At 43.7% G+C, this 14,912-nt stretch carries 13 protein-coding genes; 8 read left to right on the forward strand and 5 right to left on the reverse strand.

What is annotated here, in order from left to right; all coding sequences use genetic code 11:
- Positions 1–32: 32 nt before the first annotated feature.
- The 3 genes from nth to C1X04_RS12560 all read left to right on the forward strand — a co-directional run bounded on the left by nth (position 33) and on the right by C1X04_RS12560 (position 2,617).
- Entirely contained in the window at positions 33–668 is a 636-nt protein-coding gene (gene nth, locus C1X04_RS12550; protein ID WP_137170118.1) for an endonuclease III, read from the forward strand.
- A 123-nt stretch (positions 669–791) separates the two neighbouring features.
- Entirely contained in the window at positions 792–2,117 is a 1,326-nt protein-coding gene (locus tag C1X04_RS12555; RefSeq protein ID WP_110573793.1) for an aspartate aminotransferase family protein, read from the forward strand.
- Positions 2,118–2,290: 173 nt separating this feature from the next.
- Positions 2,291–2,617 carry a hypothetical protein gene (locus tag C1X04_RS12560; protein ID WP_110573795.1) on the forward strand — a complete coding sequence of 109 codons (327 nt, stop codon included), beginning with the start codon at positions 2,291–2,293 and terminating at the stop codon, positions 2,615–2,617.
- 55 nt (positions 2,618–2,672) lie between these two features.
- Here the strand turns inward: C1X04_RS12560 and C1X04_RS12565 are convergent, their stop codons facing one another.
- The 5 genes from C1X04_RS12565 to C1X04_RS12585 form a co-directional block, all read right to left on the reverse strand.
- A complete protein-coding gene (locus C1X04_RS12565; protein WP_137170119.1) occupies positions 2,673–2,942 on the reverse strand; it encodes an RNA-binding protein in 270 nt (89 codons plus the stop codon).
- Between the two features lie 77 nt (positions 2,943–3,019).
- Positions 3,020–3,961: a nucleoside hydrolase gene (locus tag C1X04_RS12570; protein ID WP_137170120.1), complete on the reverse strand. Its 942-nt coding sequence runs from the start codon at positions 3,959–3,961 to the stop codon at positions 3,020–3,022.
- 46 nt (positions 3,962–4,007) lie between these two features.
- A complete protein-coding gene (locus C1X04_RS12575) occupies positions 4,008–4,901 on the reverse strand; it encodes a ribokinase (RefSeq protein WP_110573804.1) in 894 nt (297 codons plus the stop codon).
- A gap of 141 nt (positions 4,902–5,042) precedes the next feature.
- Positions 5,043–6,275 carry an argininosuccinate synthase gene (locus tag C1X04_RS12580; RefSeq protein WP_110573806.1) on the reverse strand — a complete coding sequence of 411 codons (1,233 nt, stop codon included), beginning with the start codon at positions 6,273–6,275 and terminating at the stop codon, positions 5,043–5,045.
- A 201-nt stretch (positions 6,276–6,476) separates the two neighbouring features.
- Positions 6,477–7,364, reverse strand: coding sequence for an OmpA family protein (locus C1X04_RS12585; RefSeq protein WP_137170121.1), 888 nt, complete (start codon positions 7,362–7,364; stop codon positions 6,477–6,479).
- 95 nt (positions 7,365–7,459) lie between these two features.
- On the opposite strand from C1X04_RS12585, the gene rnt reads away from it, so the two are divergent.
- The 5 genes from rnt (at position 7,460) to C1X04_RS12610 (ending at position 14,737) form a co-directional block, all read left to right on the forward strand.
- Positions 7,460–8,128, forward strand: coding sequence for a ribonuclease T (gene rnt, locus C1X04_RS12590; RefSeq protein ID WP_110573812.1), 669 nt, complete (start codon positions 7,460–7,462; stop codon positions 8,126–8,128).
- 92 nt (positions 8,129–8,220) lie between these two features.
- Positions 8,221–8,598, forward strand: a complete 378-nt coding sequence (locus C1X04_RS12595; RefSeq protein ID WP_254682261.1) for a YbaN family protein — start codon at positions 8,221–8,223, stop codon at positions 8,596–8,598.
- 41 nt (positions 8,599–8,639) lie between these two features.
- Positions 8,640–11,882 carry a DUF748 domain-containing protein gene (locus C1X04_RS12600; RefSeq protein WP_137170123.1) on the forward strand — a complete coding sequence of 1,081 codons (3,243 nt, stop codon included), beginning with the start codon at positions 8,640–8,642 and terminating at the stop codon, positions 11,880–11,882.
- Between the two features lie 227 nt (positions 11,883–12,109).
- Positions 12,110–12,370: a YdcH family protein gene (locus C1X04_RS12605; RefSeq protein WP_110573816.1), complete on the forward strand. Its 261-nt coding sequence runs from the start codon at positions 12,110–12,112 to the stop codon at positions 12,368–12,370.
- Positions 12,371–12,586: 216 nt separating this feature from the next.
- Positions 12,587–14,737 carry a TonB-dependent siderophore receptor gene (locus C1X04_RS12610; RefSeq protein ID WP_137170124.1) on the forward strand — a complete coding sequence of 717 codons (2,151 nt, stop codon included), beginning with the start codon at positions 12,587–12,589 and terminating at the stop codon, positions 14,735–14,737.
- Positions 14,738–14,912 lie beyond the last annotated feature (175 nt).

Consider the following 14,912-nt stretch of genomic DNA (forward strand, 5'->3'; position numbering starts at 1 on the left):
AGGCAATTTATTTTGAACAAAGGCTATTTAAAGTGAACAAAGACAAACGCTACGAGATTTTTTCTCGCTTGCGAGCTGAAAACCCAAATCCCGTAACCGAGTTGGAATACAGCTCGCCTTTTGAGCTTTTGATTGCGGTGCTATTTTCAGCACAAGCCACGGACGTGAGTGTCAACAAAGCCACGCGAAAGCTTTTCCCTGTTGCCAACACGCCAGAAACCATGCTCGCACTCGGTGTTGATGGTCTCAAAGAGTACATCAAAACCATTGGCTTATTTAACGCCAAAGCCGAAAACGCCATCAAGACTTGCCAAATCCTTATCGAGAAACACAACAGCGTTGTTCCCGAAACAAGAGAAGAACTTGAAGCCCTTCCTGGCGTAGGCCGTAAAACCGCTAATGTTGTTTTGAACACGGCCTTTCGACAAGTCGCTATGGCTGTCGACACGCACATCTTTCGTTTTAGCAACCGCACTAAAGTTGCACCAGGTAAAAACGTCTTAGAAGTTGAAATGAAACTGCTAAAGTTTGTCCCGAAAGAGTTTCTTTTGGATGCACACCATTGGATGATACTTCACGGTCGTTATATCTGCGTGGCACGCAAGCCCAAGTGTGATGCCTGCATTATCGAAGATTTGTGTGAGTACAAAGACAAAACTTCAAACTAATCTAATCAAGCTGATTTAGTTAACTAAAGGCTAGCCTAAGTTTAAATAACATCGAATTTATTAAACCTTTTCAGCTCGGCATTCTTACCCTATTAAGATTTTATTTTTTAGAGGGAAAATGCCATGAGTCACCGTTTAACCCAAGCTCAACTTGATGCCCATTGGATGGCCTACACAGGCAATCGTCAATTCAAAAAAGATCCTCGTATTATCACTTCTGCTGCGGGCAACTATTACACCGACAGTGATGGCAGAAAGATTTTTGACGGTTTGTCTGGCTTATGGACTTGTGGCTTGGGACATAGCAATCCAGCAATTAATGAAGCGGTGGCACAGCAAGTTAAGACTCTCGATTACTCCCCTGCGTTTCAATTTGGTCACGAAAAATCTTTCTTACTGGCTGAGCAGATTACTGAATTTATGCCCAAGGGACTAAACCGTGTTTTCTTTACCGGCTCTGGTTCTGAATCTGTCGATACCGCATTAAAAGTTGCGCGCGCTTATTGGCGTAAAAAAGGCATGGGCACTAAGACCAAGTTTATCGGCCGAGCTAAAGGCTATCATGGCGCAGGGATTTCAGGTTTCAGCGTTGGCGGTATTCCTGCAAACCGTACGCTTTATGGTCAAGGCTTAGAGTCTTATCACTTACCTCATACTCAAGTACCTGGCAGTGAGTTCTCTAAAGGCATGGCAGAACAAGGTAAAGAGCGCGCAGAGGACTTGCTGAATCTCATTATGATGCATGACGCTTCTAACATTGCTGCGGTGATTGTTGAACCCATGTCAGGTTCTGCTGGTGTCATTGTGCCACCAAAAGGCTACTTGCAGCGTTTGCGTGAAATCTGTGATCAGCACAATATTTTACTTATCTTTGATGAAGTAATTACCGCTTTTGGTCGCATGGGCGCAAAAACCGGTGCAGAAGCTTTTGGGGTGACGCCTGATGTGATTACCATGGCAAAGCAAGTAACCAATGGTGTTATCCCAATGGGCGCTGTGGCCTTCAAACAAGAGATCTACGACACCTTCATGGATAACGGTGGTCCAGATTATATGTTGGAAATTCCCCATGGCTACACCTATTCCGCTCACCCTATTGCCTGTGCAGCAGGTTTGGCTTCCCTTAATGAAATCAAGCAACAAGGATTGATTGAACGAGTAAACAGTATGAGTTCAGCCTGGGAAAACAGCGTGCATCAGCTAAAAGACGCCAGCTCAATCATTACCGACATTCGCAACTACGGTTTTGCCGCAGGCATCACCATTGCACCTATTGATGGAGAACCCGCTAAGCGTCCGTTCCAAATCGCCATGGCCATGTGGGAAAAAGGTTACTATGTACGCTATGGTGCCGACACCATTCAACTAGCGCCACCTTTTACAACCGAACAAGCTGAAATAGATAGCCTAATCAACGCATTGGGCGAAACCATTCAGCAGCAAAGCTAAAAAAACCTACCTTAGCCATGCTTCTTTAATCAAGATGTTGTCCGTCTGATATAGGCAACATCTTGATTCATATCATTTTTATCTAGCTATCACTTCCCTGTTATCTTGCACTATAATGGCTACCCTAGAAGAGTCATACGACCTTGGATCTTCACTCAGTAAAGGATACACCAATGTCTATTTCACATTCGCCTTATGTCCGTTGTTTTTGGACAGGCACACTGTATTTAACCAACGGCAAAGTAATGCCAATCCATTGCACACACATTTCAACACAAATGATAGAAGTGGAAGCCCCAGAAGGTTTGCAAGGGTCAAAATTAGTAAAGCTAGAGCTGAAGGCAATTCATGAAGGGAAGACAGCCACACTAAAAATATTGTGCGACCCACAACTGGATGTCTTTAACGAGCATAATAAGCACTACATAAAACTGTCTTATCATACGATTTCAAACAAAGATCGGGAATTTATCAAAGAATTTGCTGACGCTCACTCCTAGCTTATAACAAAGACAAGCTAGGACAGCAGCCGATCTACTCTTTATATATCTTGAGTTATTCAGAGTCGCCTGCTGATTTTTTCGCTGCGTCTTCCGCTTTCTTCACGCGAATTTTAGAACCATCTACATCCATACCGTTTAGCGTTTTGATCGCTACTTTGGCTTCGCCAACTTTTGGCATCTCAACAAAGGCAAAACCTTTTGACTCACCCGTTTCCTTGTCCATTACAATAGTGCAAGACTGCAAAGTCCCATGAACAGCAAACAAGCTTCTTAGCTCTTCTTCTGTTGTATTACGGGCAAGATTTCTAACTAATAATTTCATATATTTCTCTTTATAAATAAAAAAGGCATGGAAGTTACTTACCATGCCTTCAAGTTTGATTGTGTCATTCTAACGATTTAAGACAGGGTTGTCTCAAACAAGGTTAATAATTTTTCACTATCTACTTCCATACAAACCTGTGTCATTGGTACATCTGTCCAATGTGGCTCAGGGAAAGTCATACCTTGTGGCGCAAAAATCGTTTGACCAATGCCGATGCCTTCGCAAGCAACACGCACAGCACCCAACTCTACACCAAAAATGCTTGGATCTATTAGATAAGCAATTGTCGATGCATCATGGAAATAACAACCATCCATATCAAAACGGCTGCTGTAGAAATCAATATAATACTGAGCACAGTCATACAAGAAACCACCTTCGGTTGGGTTCGCTTGCTTGATACGATCCAACACACTGTTATCCAGCAATACTTGGTGCGTTACATCCAGGCCAATCATGGTGACTTGCCAAGGCGCAGTGAATACTTTATCCGCCGCGTGAGGGTCGTTCATAATGTTGGCTTCTGCGACAGGAGATACATTCCCGTACTCAATCGCGGTTCCGCCCATTAGAACCACTTCATCTACCAAGTTGGCCACTTCTGGATCAATCTCAAGCGCTTTTGCCAAGTTACCCAATGGACCAAGAGCAATAATGGTTACTTCACCAGGGTATTCACGTACAGTATCAACGATAAACTGCGCCGCACTTTTCTCGATTGCCTTACCCTGCGGTGCTGGCCAGTTGATATTACCGAAGCCATCAGCGCCATGCACAAAATCAGGGTGCGGACGAGGTGCTATCTTGCTTGGTACGGCAACGCCTTTGGCAACAGGCACATTCACTTTCGCAATCTCAGTCAAAGTGATGGCATTTTGCGTTGCCAACTCTACCGACACATTACCAAACGTTGTCGTTAACCCCAATACTTCAAGCTGTGGCGCTTGAAAGGCGAAAAAAATCGCCATTGCATCATCTATACCTGGATCCGTATCAATAATAATTTTACGAGCCATGTTTCAATTCCTCTTTTAACTATTCGTTGTTGGCTATGTATTTTGGCTAACTGTTCTTGGCAAGAAAGGTCGTCACTTCATCCTGTGTTGGGATCGAAGGCGCAGCGCCTAAACGCGTCACGCAAATTGCAGATGCTGCACAAGCACGAGTAATCGCCTGTTTCATATCTTCCCCCTTCATTAAAGAGGACAAGCAAAAGCCAATAAAGGTATCACCCGCCGCGGTGGTATCCACCGCGTCAACGGAAAATGCTTTTACAGATAGGTGCTCTTCCCCATCAAAATAGCAGACACCCGCTTTACCAAGCGTCATGAGCACAGCAAGCTCAGGATAAGCTTTTGGAAACGCCTCAATCGTGCTATCTATGTCTGATGTACCAATCAAATCCATGGCTTCAACTTCGTTAACAATTAACAAATCAACAAAACCAAGTACTTTCTTGGTAAGTTCTGCGTCCATAGGCGCAGGATTAAAGGCAACCTTAACCTTGTTTTCTTGCGCTTTACGCATAGTGTATTCGATCAAGTTGGTTTCATTTTGCAACAAAACCCAATCCCCTTCACTCGCCTTAGAAAGCACGTTATCGATTTGCTCTTCTGTTAGCGCGTGGTTCGCACCTTGGTACAAAATAATTGAATTTTCTGCTTCTTTAGTTAATTGAATAATCGCATGACCCGTTGGCACATCTACGCGCTTAATTAACCCAGTGTCGACACCAAGAGACTCAAGCTGATCAATAACCGCTTGCTCGCTGTGATGAATTGCACCGACATGTTTTACATCCGCACCAGCCTTCGCTAAAGCCACAGATTGATTCGCGCCTTTACCACCCAATAAACACTGATAACTATCAGAAGCCATTGTCTCGCCAGGTCGAACAAAGTGATCAAGTCGATAAAGATGGTCGAGGTTAATCGAGCCCACGTTATAAATTGCCATTATTCCATTCCTTCATTGCGAACATGCTTTTCAATACACATTCTTAATAAACATTGACCAAGCGTACAAAAATAAAAAACGCTCCAATTCTGCAAGAACGGAGCGTTTTTTAAAAGCTTATTTTTCTATAACAACACGTAATTACTTGTTGTTATCTAGAAAGCCACGGCCTTTTTGAGCAGCGATACGCATACGAAGTGCATTCAGCTTAATAAAGCCAGCTGCATCTTTCTGATCGTAAGCACCTGCATCGTCTTCAAAAGTAGCGATAGAGCTATCGAACAAGCTGTTATCCGATTTACGACCAACAACCGTTACGTTGCCTTTGTACAATTTAAGACGAACCGTACCGTTAACGTATTTCTGAGATGTATCGATCATTGCTTGCATCATGCGACGCTCTTCAGACCACCAGAAACCGTTGTAAATCAATTTAGCGTAACGCGGCATCATTTCATCTTTCAAATGCATAGCTTCACGGTCAAGAGTAATAGACTCGATCGCACGGTGAGCTCGCATCATGATAGTGCCACCAGGTGTTTCGTAACAACCACGAGCTTTCATACCAACAAAACGGTTTTCAACGATGTCGACACGGCCAATGCCGTTCGCGCCACCAATCTTGTTCAATGTTTCCAAGATAGTTGCAGGTGACATTGCTTCACCGTTGATAGAAACTGGGTCACCTTTTTCGTAACCAATTTCAATGTAGGTTGCTTCATTTGGCGCATCTTCAGGAGATACAGACCAACGCCACATATCATCTTCTGGCTCTGTCCATGGATCTTCCAACTGATCACCCTCAAAAGAGATGTGCAGTAGGTTAGCGTCCATAGAGTAAGGAGATTTTTTCTTCTTAGTAGAAAAATCCACTGGGATGTTGTGTTTCTCACAGTATGCCATCAAGGTTTCACGAGACGTTAGATCCCATTCACGCCAAGGAGCAATCACTTTAACACCTGGTTTCAATGCGTATGCGCCAAGTTCGAAACGTACTTGGTCGTTACCTTTACCAGTTGCGCCGTGAGAAATGGCATCAGCGCCTGTTTCGTTGGCAATCTCAATCAATCGCTTAGCGATCAGAGGACGCGCAATAGACGTACCCAATAGGTATTCGCCTTCGTAAATAGTGTTAGCACGGAACATTGGGAAAACGAAGTCACGAACAAACTCTTCGCGCAAATCTTCAATGTAGATTTCCTTAATACCCAACGCTTGAGCTTTAGCGCGAGCTGGTTCAACTTCCTCACCCTGACCCAAATCAGCGGTAAATGTAACCACTTCACAGTTATACTCTTCTTGAAGCCACTTCACGATTACCGAAGTGTCTAGGCCGCCAGAATAGGCAAGCACTACCTTCTTCACGTCAGACATTATCTCTATTCTCCTCAACGAGCTCGCGCTCCCACGCCAATGCTTTCAAACCAGTACATGGCGGCGCAAATAATTTAAAAAAGGGGCTGTAAGTGTAAGATTTCGATTCTTGCTTAGCAAGTAAAAAGCCCCGTTTCACGCAGATAATTCCGCGAAACGAGGCTCTTTTAATAAATTTGAGGCGTTCTGAAAATTTATCAATCAACTTGCGTCAATTTTTTCCAAACGAATAGTCACACGACGGTTACGCTCTCGGCCTTGGCTCGTATTATTACTTGCTGATGGATAGCGTTCACCATGATATCGAGAAATGATTTTAGCTGCAGGCACGCCCTTCTCTAATAAATACGCGGTGACTTTTTCAGCTCTTTCCTTTGACAATTCACGGTTATCTCGACGAGAACCAACAATGTCCGTATGACCATCAATATAAATGTACTCGACACTTGGATCAGACGATACGTACAAAGCCACCAGATCCAAACGCGCTTTGATACGATCCGTAAGGTTAACGCCATTGGTTGGAAACAGTGCCGCTGTTCTGGCAATTTGATCATAATTCACCGGTAACAAGCTTGCCAAACAACGTCTAAATTCATTGTAAGCAGGGGCAAAGTTGATATTGGACAGGCCCACTTCCACTGTTTCACGGTTATTTTCCCATGCGGTTCCAGCCACCACAGGGTGCCGACCTCGATCCAAACTGCTAAGCATACGCTCAGCTACCTTGCCACCCACTTCAACCGTTAACCCGTATCCAGGATAAGGCAAAATATCCAACGTTTCTGGTTTAGACCCTGGAGCCCAGTCTGGAGCTTGTGAAAGGATATACACTTGACCCGGTCCCAGCTTTTCATTGCGCGGCTGAAGAATAAACTTCATCGGCTCGCCCGCTTCTTTAATAAAATGGCCTTCCCCATAATTAGGAACAGGGTGCGTTAAACTGCACGAAAAAATATCACCCGAAAGCAACCATTCGGAATCGGTAATTCCGGATTGGTAATGGGTTATGGCATTGGCTTGTACAAAGGGAGCACAAGCTAGCAATAAAAAAGTGGTGCGAATTAGAAGTTGTTGGGGAATTCCCATTTAGACATCTCGTTCAAGCATTATCAAATGTGTTATGATCAGATCCTATTGTACACCGTTACTGTTGATCAAGCGGCAGAATTAAGGACCTTCTTTTGTCAAACCATGAAATCAAAGATAGATTCCGCGGCTTCCTACCTGTTGTTATCGACGTAGAGACCGCAGGCTTTAATCAAAAAACAGATGCTTTGTTAGAAATGGCTGCCAGTATCCTAAGAATGGATGAAAATGGCGACTTATATATCCATGAAACACTAGAATTTTTGATTAAGCCGTTTGAAGGCGCAAACCTTGAAAAAGCAGCGCTAGAATTCACAGGCATAGACCCTTTTGCACCAGATAGACAAGACATGCCAGAAAGCGAAGCGCTTGGCCAAATGTTTAGCAAGGTGCGAAAAGAGCTTAAATCTGTTGGTTGTAAACGTGCCATTTTGGTTGGTCATAATGCCGCCTTTGACCACGGATTTTTAAACGCGGCCATCGAGCGAGTGGATATAAAACGCAATCCATTCCATCCGTTTTCTAGCTTTGACACCGCCAGCTTAGCAGGCTTGGTGTTTGGGCAAACGGTTTTAGCAAAAGCGTGTGAAGCGGCGTCTATTCCGTTTAGTAACGCAGAAGCGCATTCTGCCAAATACGATACAGAAAAAACCGCAGAACTCTTCTGTGAAATGGTAAATCGTCTAAAACGTCTTGGCGGTTGGCCACTGGTTCAGAACGAAGCAGAAGATAGTATGGAAGCTATTTTCCATTCCGGAAAATAACGCCATAATAAAAACGGGCTGACTGATTCACGCCCGTTTTCTTTTACCATTACGTGGGCATGCTTATGCAAGGAAAGCGAATTTTATATTTAATGTTAGGATGGTTTTCTCTCATCACTGGCATTATTGGTATTTTTCTCCCTTTACTTCCCACTACGCCCTTAGTGCTATTGGCAGCTTGGTGCTTTTCAAAATCCTCCGAACGATTCCACATCTGGCTCATTGAGCATAAATTTTTTGGACCGATAATCAACGACTGGCAATCTTCTGATGGCATCCCCAAAAAAGCCAGAAATCGAGCTATCATTTTCATGTGGGCAGGAATGGCCATATCGATCTTTATTGTTTCGCGCATTTGGGCCACGATTGGGCTTGTCTTTATTGGCATGTGTGTGACAACGTATTTATTACGCTTACCTTTACGAACTGAAAGTACAAACATTACAAAAGAAAAAGACGAAGACGCTTAAACTACTCTCTTATTACTTATTTTTTAAAGGCACTTTATTCTATGACACGCCGACATTTTCGACATTTTGTCTTTTATCCATTTGCGGGGTTAACTGGCTTAATCACCCTAACTTGGCTTGTTACGCCATTTATTGCGGAGCATTTCCTAAAAAACTACTTCCAAGAACAAAATGAAGATCTCACTGTCGGCAAACTCTCTGTTGATTTTTTTCCGCCTAAAATAGATTTAAAAAACATTGTCATTAACGATAAGACCCAAGACACGCTCACGTTAAAACGTGCCATCGTTGAGGTTGAAATATGGCCACTCTTCACGAAAACAGTTCATATATCCCAAGCTAAGATCGACGGCCTTAATCTAGTCGTTGCGCAACAAGAAAAAGATTGGATCGTGGCCGGCATTAATACGTCGCAATTCGCCACACCGGAAGATCAACAAGAGCCGGAGCCAGATACCACAGCACAAGCCGAAGAAGACACCAGTACACCTTGGTCAATAAAGCTTCCGGCTTTCAGCTTCACAGACAGCCAAGTCAAACTGTCTCGCCAACCGGACTTGAATGCTCCAGCGCAAACCGACACGCTGACCATTTCCCAGTTATCCATCGAAGATTTATCCGGTCAGGCACTGACATGGGAAGGTGACATCGCGCTATCAGCCTTACTAAATGACACCACCTTGTCTTTAGACAGCCAATTTGATTACTCACCAGAGCAAGCCAGCGCGGATCTTTCTATTCAAAATACGCGCCTTAACTTAGAAAGCTTTCGTCACTTTATGCCTGCCCCTTACAATGAAGGTAAAGGGCTACTAGAGCTAGAAGGTAACCTGCAATTTTCTCAACAACTCGTTAATAACGCGCCTGTTTTTGATATTAAAGACTTGTCATTAAGCGCTCAAATCGACAACCTAGATCTGCCATTAAATAAGCAAGACAAGGCTATTACAAAGTCAACAACACTCGCACTGTCAGACACTAACGTTCATTTTGTTTCTGCTGAACAGCTAAACCTTAAAGGGACACTGGATCTGCAATCCACCCAGTCATCCTTTAACCAAGGAGAGCTGCAAACACAATTTGAGAAGCTAGCTCTAAACGTGCCTTTTGATGTTTCGCGAAATAATGCGGACGTAACCGCAAAAGGTAAGCTAGATATGCAACTGGACATACCAGCTTTTGCGCAAGCAGACCTTAACGCAAAACTTAATAGCGTAAAACTAAGCACACCATTTGATGTGACACAAAATGAGCTAGGCTTAACAGCAACAGGTGACCTAGATTTACAGCTAGGCAAATCGCTTATTGCCCAAGCGCAGCAACAAGTAGAGTTTGAAGGCCTAACACTGAAAGCCCCTTTGGATATCAAACAGGATGAAGAAAACGGATTAACAGCTAATGTCGCCTCTACCGCGCTAGATTTAAATGAACTTGCTTTGTCGTTAGACAGCCTTGCTGTACAAAACAAACAGTTACGCGTGGCTTTAAACGAAGTGAATTTTTCGATGGATTCATCACAAGCCATTACAGCTTCTTTAATTGCGGACATCCAAAGCAATGGACTTACTGTACAACAAGCAGGAAATACCGCTAACTACGACACGTTCAACCTAACGAATACACTTGCATTACAAAAAGACAGCGACAGCTTGATAGCAAAGAACTCTCAACTGTCGATCGATATTAAAGGGTTAAAAGCCACTCAAAGCGATGAGAAGCACATCTCACTTGGTGCGGCAACGCTGACAGCAGATCAACTTAATGTCGATCAAGCAGGCCAAGCATCACCACGTATAGAAGGTATTAACCTTAATTTCAGCAGTGATTCTCTAGACAGCAAGTTAACCAATAACAAACGTATTGCTTCGTGGAAAAACGCGGGTATCAGCAACCTTTCTTTTACGCAACAAGACAGTGACTTTGATGCATCCTTAGCGCAATTAAACGTTATGGATTTCACTTTTTCTGAGCTGATCAGCGCACAAAATGACAAAGCTGCGCTACCCGCGCTTGGTCATCTAAATAGCCTTAAAGTTGAACAACTAAAAGCCAATCAAGATGGCGCAGACATTAAGAATATCACCGCAGATGCGCTTGATATTAATTTAATGTTGGATGCTCAACAGCAAATTGAAAACCTGGTGTTTACAGAAGCGGAACCGCAAACAGCGCCGACGAAAAATACTCAAAAAACACAAGTACCAAGACCTGAAGACGCCAAAAACGCACTTGAGAGCGAACAAGACACAGGCTTTAAACCGCCTTATTACGTCATTCTCGGCGCCTACGATACGACAGGAAAATCTCGCTTTTACTTCCAAGACAAAAGCATTTCTCCCATGCTGAAACGCGCATTGGACATAGAAACCTTATCGCTACGCAACCTAGACACCACGAACAAAGATCAAGGCACAACGTTTGCTTTTAAAGCGCGCAATGGTAAGTACACTACATTACAAGCTGATGCGACCGTTTGGCCTCTCGCCGACAAACTCACGCTAAACAGTGACGTTGTGGTGCGCGAGGCAGAATTACCGCCTTTCTCTTCTTACATTGCCAATATCTTGGGTTATCAAATTGATTCTGGGCAATTGGATTTAGACCTTAAACTTAATGCTAAAGATGGCGTATTAAATGGCAGTTCAAACATCGTCTTAAGGGAGTTTGATTTAGGTGGTCGCCAAGAAAGCAACTCCGTAATCAAAGCGGGTGCTGTCCCTTTAAACATTGCCGTTAGCGTATTAAAAGACAGCGACAACAACATTGATTTGAATATCCCGCTTTCTGGTGACATAGAAAACCCAGAATTTGGCTGGACTGATTTCTTGTTCTTGCCGGTTAAGAAGGCGCTTTATACTGCTTCTAGCACTTACTTGATGCAAACCTTCATTCCTTACGCCAATGTCATTAGCATCGCGCAGTTTGCAGGTGATCAGCTACTTAAAATTCGTGTCGAGCCGTTAATATTCGAAGCGGAAGACGAAGCGTTAAGTGACACTCAGGACACCTTCCTAGAACAACTGGTGGCGCTCATGAAAGACAAAAAAGACAGCCAACTAAAAGCTTGCGCTATTACAAGCTACCTGGATTTAGGTCTTGAGAAGCCACCTGTGTCTATCGATCAAGACACAAGAGATGAGGCAATTAATCTAGCGCAAAAACGCGCGGAGAACTTGAAAGACTATTTGGTTAACGAAGGCATCGCCTCTTCTCGTGTCTATTTATGCTCACCTGCAATAGACCTTTCTCGAAGCAGCAAACCAAGAATCGAACTAAACTTCTAACGCTTCTCCCAAACCATAACCGCAGTGGCACCAACCACTGCGGTTTTCTGTCAAAAATAAGCATATTCCCTAGTGAATTATGGACTCTTCCATAAACGACAGGCGTCATCATTGAAATTCCTTCATAAAAAGCCATTACTAACTAAGGAAAGCCTGACAAGCATCAAGAGCGAAACCGCTTAAGTAGGCTAACCTAAACTTAAAGTAAATACTTAAAGGAGACAGTTATGCCGATTGAAGATCATGCTCTAGTAAACGAATTCCCTGAATTCAAAGAGGATATCCATCAGCTAAAAATGGATGATGCGCATTTCCGAAAACTCTATGATGAGTACAACCATCTCACCAAATCTGTCGAAAAAATGGAGCAAGAAATCATTCCAGCAACGACAGCAGAAGAAGAACAGCTCAAAAAACAACGCCTTCAGCTAAAAGATACGCTTCAAGGCTACATTAAAGCCACCAGACTAGCTGCTGAAAAAGCCTAGCAGTCCCTCGGGCAGAACGGCTTATATTAATCGCCGTTCTGCCTCTTACCCTGGCCTCCCTCTTTGATTCCTTACATTCTTAACCCAAGACCGAGAACACCTAGTACAAAAAACACACAAGGTGTATTTTGAATCTTTTGTAAATCAATTCTCATTTGTAAATGAATATCATAAACAATACCATACGCAGCTTATTCATTTATCCTTGGTTTACCTATGACATTAAGAACCACCTTACTGATGATGCAAGCATGTGGAGCGCTTGCTTTTTCTACAGTGATTTTTGCCGAAAATACCGCTAATAGCATCACACAAGGCAGCTACCTCAGTGATGGAGATAGCCAAATTAAAGATGGATCTAACATAGAGCTACAAACGCTTCAGGTGCAAGGCCGTGCCCTATCTTATTACAAAGAAGATGAAGCAGAGCTAGCTACTCGAACAGCAACACCCATTGATGAAACGCCTCAATCCATTCAAGTCGTAACAGAAGCTCTCATTCAAGACCAAGCTGCACGACAAATCACCGACCTGTATCGATCCATTTCCGGTATGTCACAAAACAATGTGTCCACTGTGACCTTACGCGGCTTTAGCCAAGACGAAGTGCTCTACGACGGCCTTAAAGGCGACCCATTCGGTGATTTTTCCATTCCACAACTCTTTACTATTGAGCAAATACAGGTCCTCAAGGGCCCATCTGGTGCAATCTACGGTGCGGGTGAACCTGGCGGTGTCGTTAACTATGTAACCAAAAAGCCGACATATGAGCAGAAAAACACCCTCAAAGTCAGCGCTGGCAATAAAGACTTTTTAAGCGGCAGCGTGGAATCATCTGGCCCAGCTAATGAAGATGCCTCACAACGCTACCGTATTGGCATTTACTCAGACGGACAAGATTCATACCGTAACAATGTGGAAGAAGAAAACCAGATTATAGATCTTGGTTACGCTTGGGACATGGATGAAAACAACACGCTTACCGTTCAGTACACAGACATTCATCAATACATTTCTGGAGCACGTTTACGCGGCATTCCAACCGATGACGATGGTAACTTCTTAGCGGATACTTCTTGGAATAATAACGAAAAAAGTGATTACCAAGAGCTGGACGCACAAGTCTTTCAGGCTCGCCTAGACCACAGCATCAACTCATGGCTGGACAGTAATGTCTCCGTTCGCTATTTCGAAAACACCGAAAATCAGAAATACCATGAGTCTAAAGGCCTTGATACGACCAATAGCGATAAAGTGAAACGAGAATTTCGTGACCAAGCCCGTTCTCGTGAAGGTATTACTTTCGCAGGCAACTTAATCGCCGAATTGGACGATCATACCGTGTTAGTCGGGAGTGATTATTTCCATCAGAAAAACGATTTTCTTTATCTCAAAACTACCAAAGGTGTTGCCGAGCTAAGTCTAAGCAATCCTATTTATGACCAAGACGATATCAGTGCCTATGACATGGCTCTCCAAACAAATGAAAGCACCACAACGGATCAAATTGGCTTATACATTCAAGATCAATGGAAAGTCACCGATCGCCTAGATTTGCTTGCTGGAGCACGAATAGATCGTATCGAAGAAAAATACGATGGTTACAAACTAAAAACAGGGTTCACAAAAGCAAACTACAACGACACAGGCTACTCCAGCCGTGTTGGAGCTACCTATCGAATCAATGAAAACTGGAAGCCTTATGTGTCTGTTTCAACTGGCTTTGTGCCACAAGACGCAGCCGACCAACAAAAATCAGCCAACGACAGTCTGTTCGACCCAGAAGAAAGCCAACAATTTGAAGCTGGCGTACGCAGCTATTGGTTTAACAATCGCTTAAACGTTAACCTTGCTGCGTACCACATCACCCGTGAAAACATCTTGCAAGAAGACCCAAATAACAGCGACTTGCTGGTGTCATTTGGTAAGGTGCGCAGTCAAGGCGTTGAACTCGATATCATGGCAGACATAACGCCTCGCTGGGTCGCTAATGTGAGTTACGCCTACAATGACACCCTCGTAAAAGAAGCCAACGACGGCATTCAATACGCTAACGGAGACCGTTTTGCTAACACACCTTATCACCAACTCGGCTTATGGACTCGCTACGACTTCCCTAGCATAGATTCTTCTATTGCCTTTGGAGCCGACTTCGTTAGTGACCAGATCAACCGCCAGGGTCAAACTGTAAAACCTTACACGGTTTACGACATGTCTTGGCAGACACAATGGCAAGATTGGCGATTCCAGCTAAACATCAAAAACCTGTTTGATAAAGAATACGCTGTCAGTGGATTCACTGAAAAGATTGGTTCATTCGTCGGTGAACGTCGTCGTGTTTACCTTTCTGCCGCGTACGACTTCTAATCAACAAAAGTGAGAGAATAAAACCAGCCAAGGTAACAACCCCATCCTAACCTTCCCCTTAATAAGGGGAAGGAACTAGAACATGCCCTTAGCTCCCCCTGCTAAGGGGAAGGCTGGGAGGTAGTGAATTTGCAGACTAGTAACAACCCCATCCTAACCTTCCCCTTAATAAGGG

The sequence above is a fragment of the Marinomonas sp. FW-1 genome, assembly GCF_005222245.1.
Classification (GTDB): Bacteria; Pseudomonadota; Gammaproteobacteria; order Pseudomonadales; family Marinomonadaceae; genus Marinomonas; species Marinomonas alcarazii.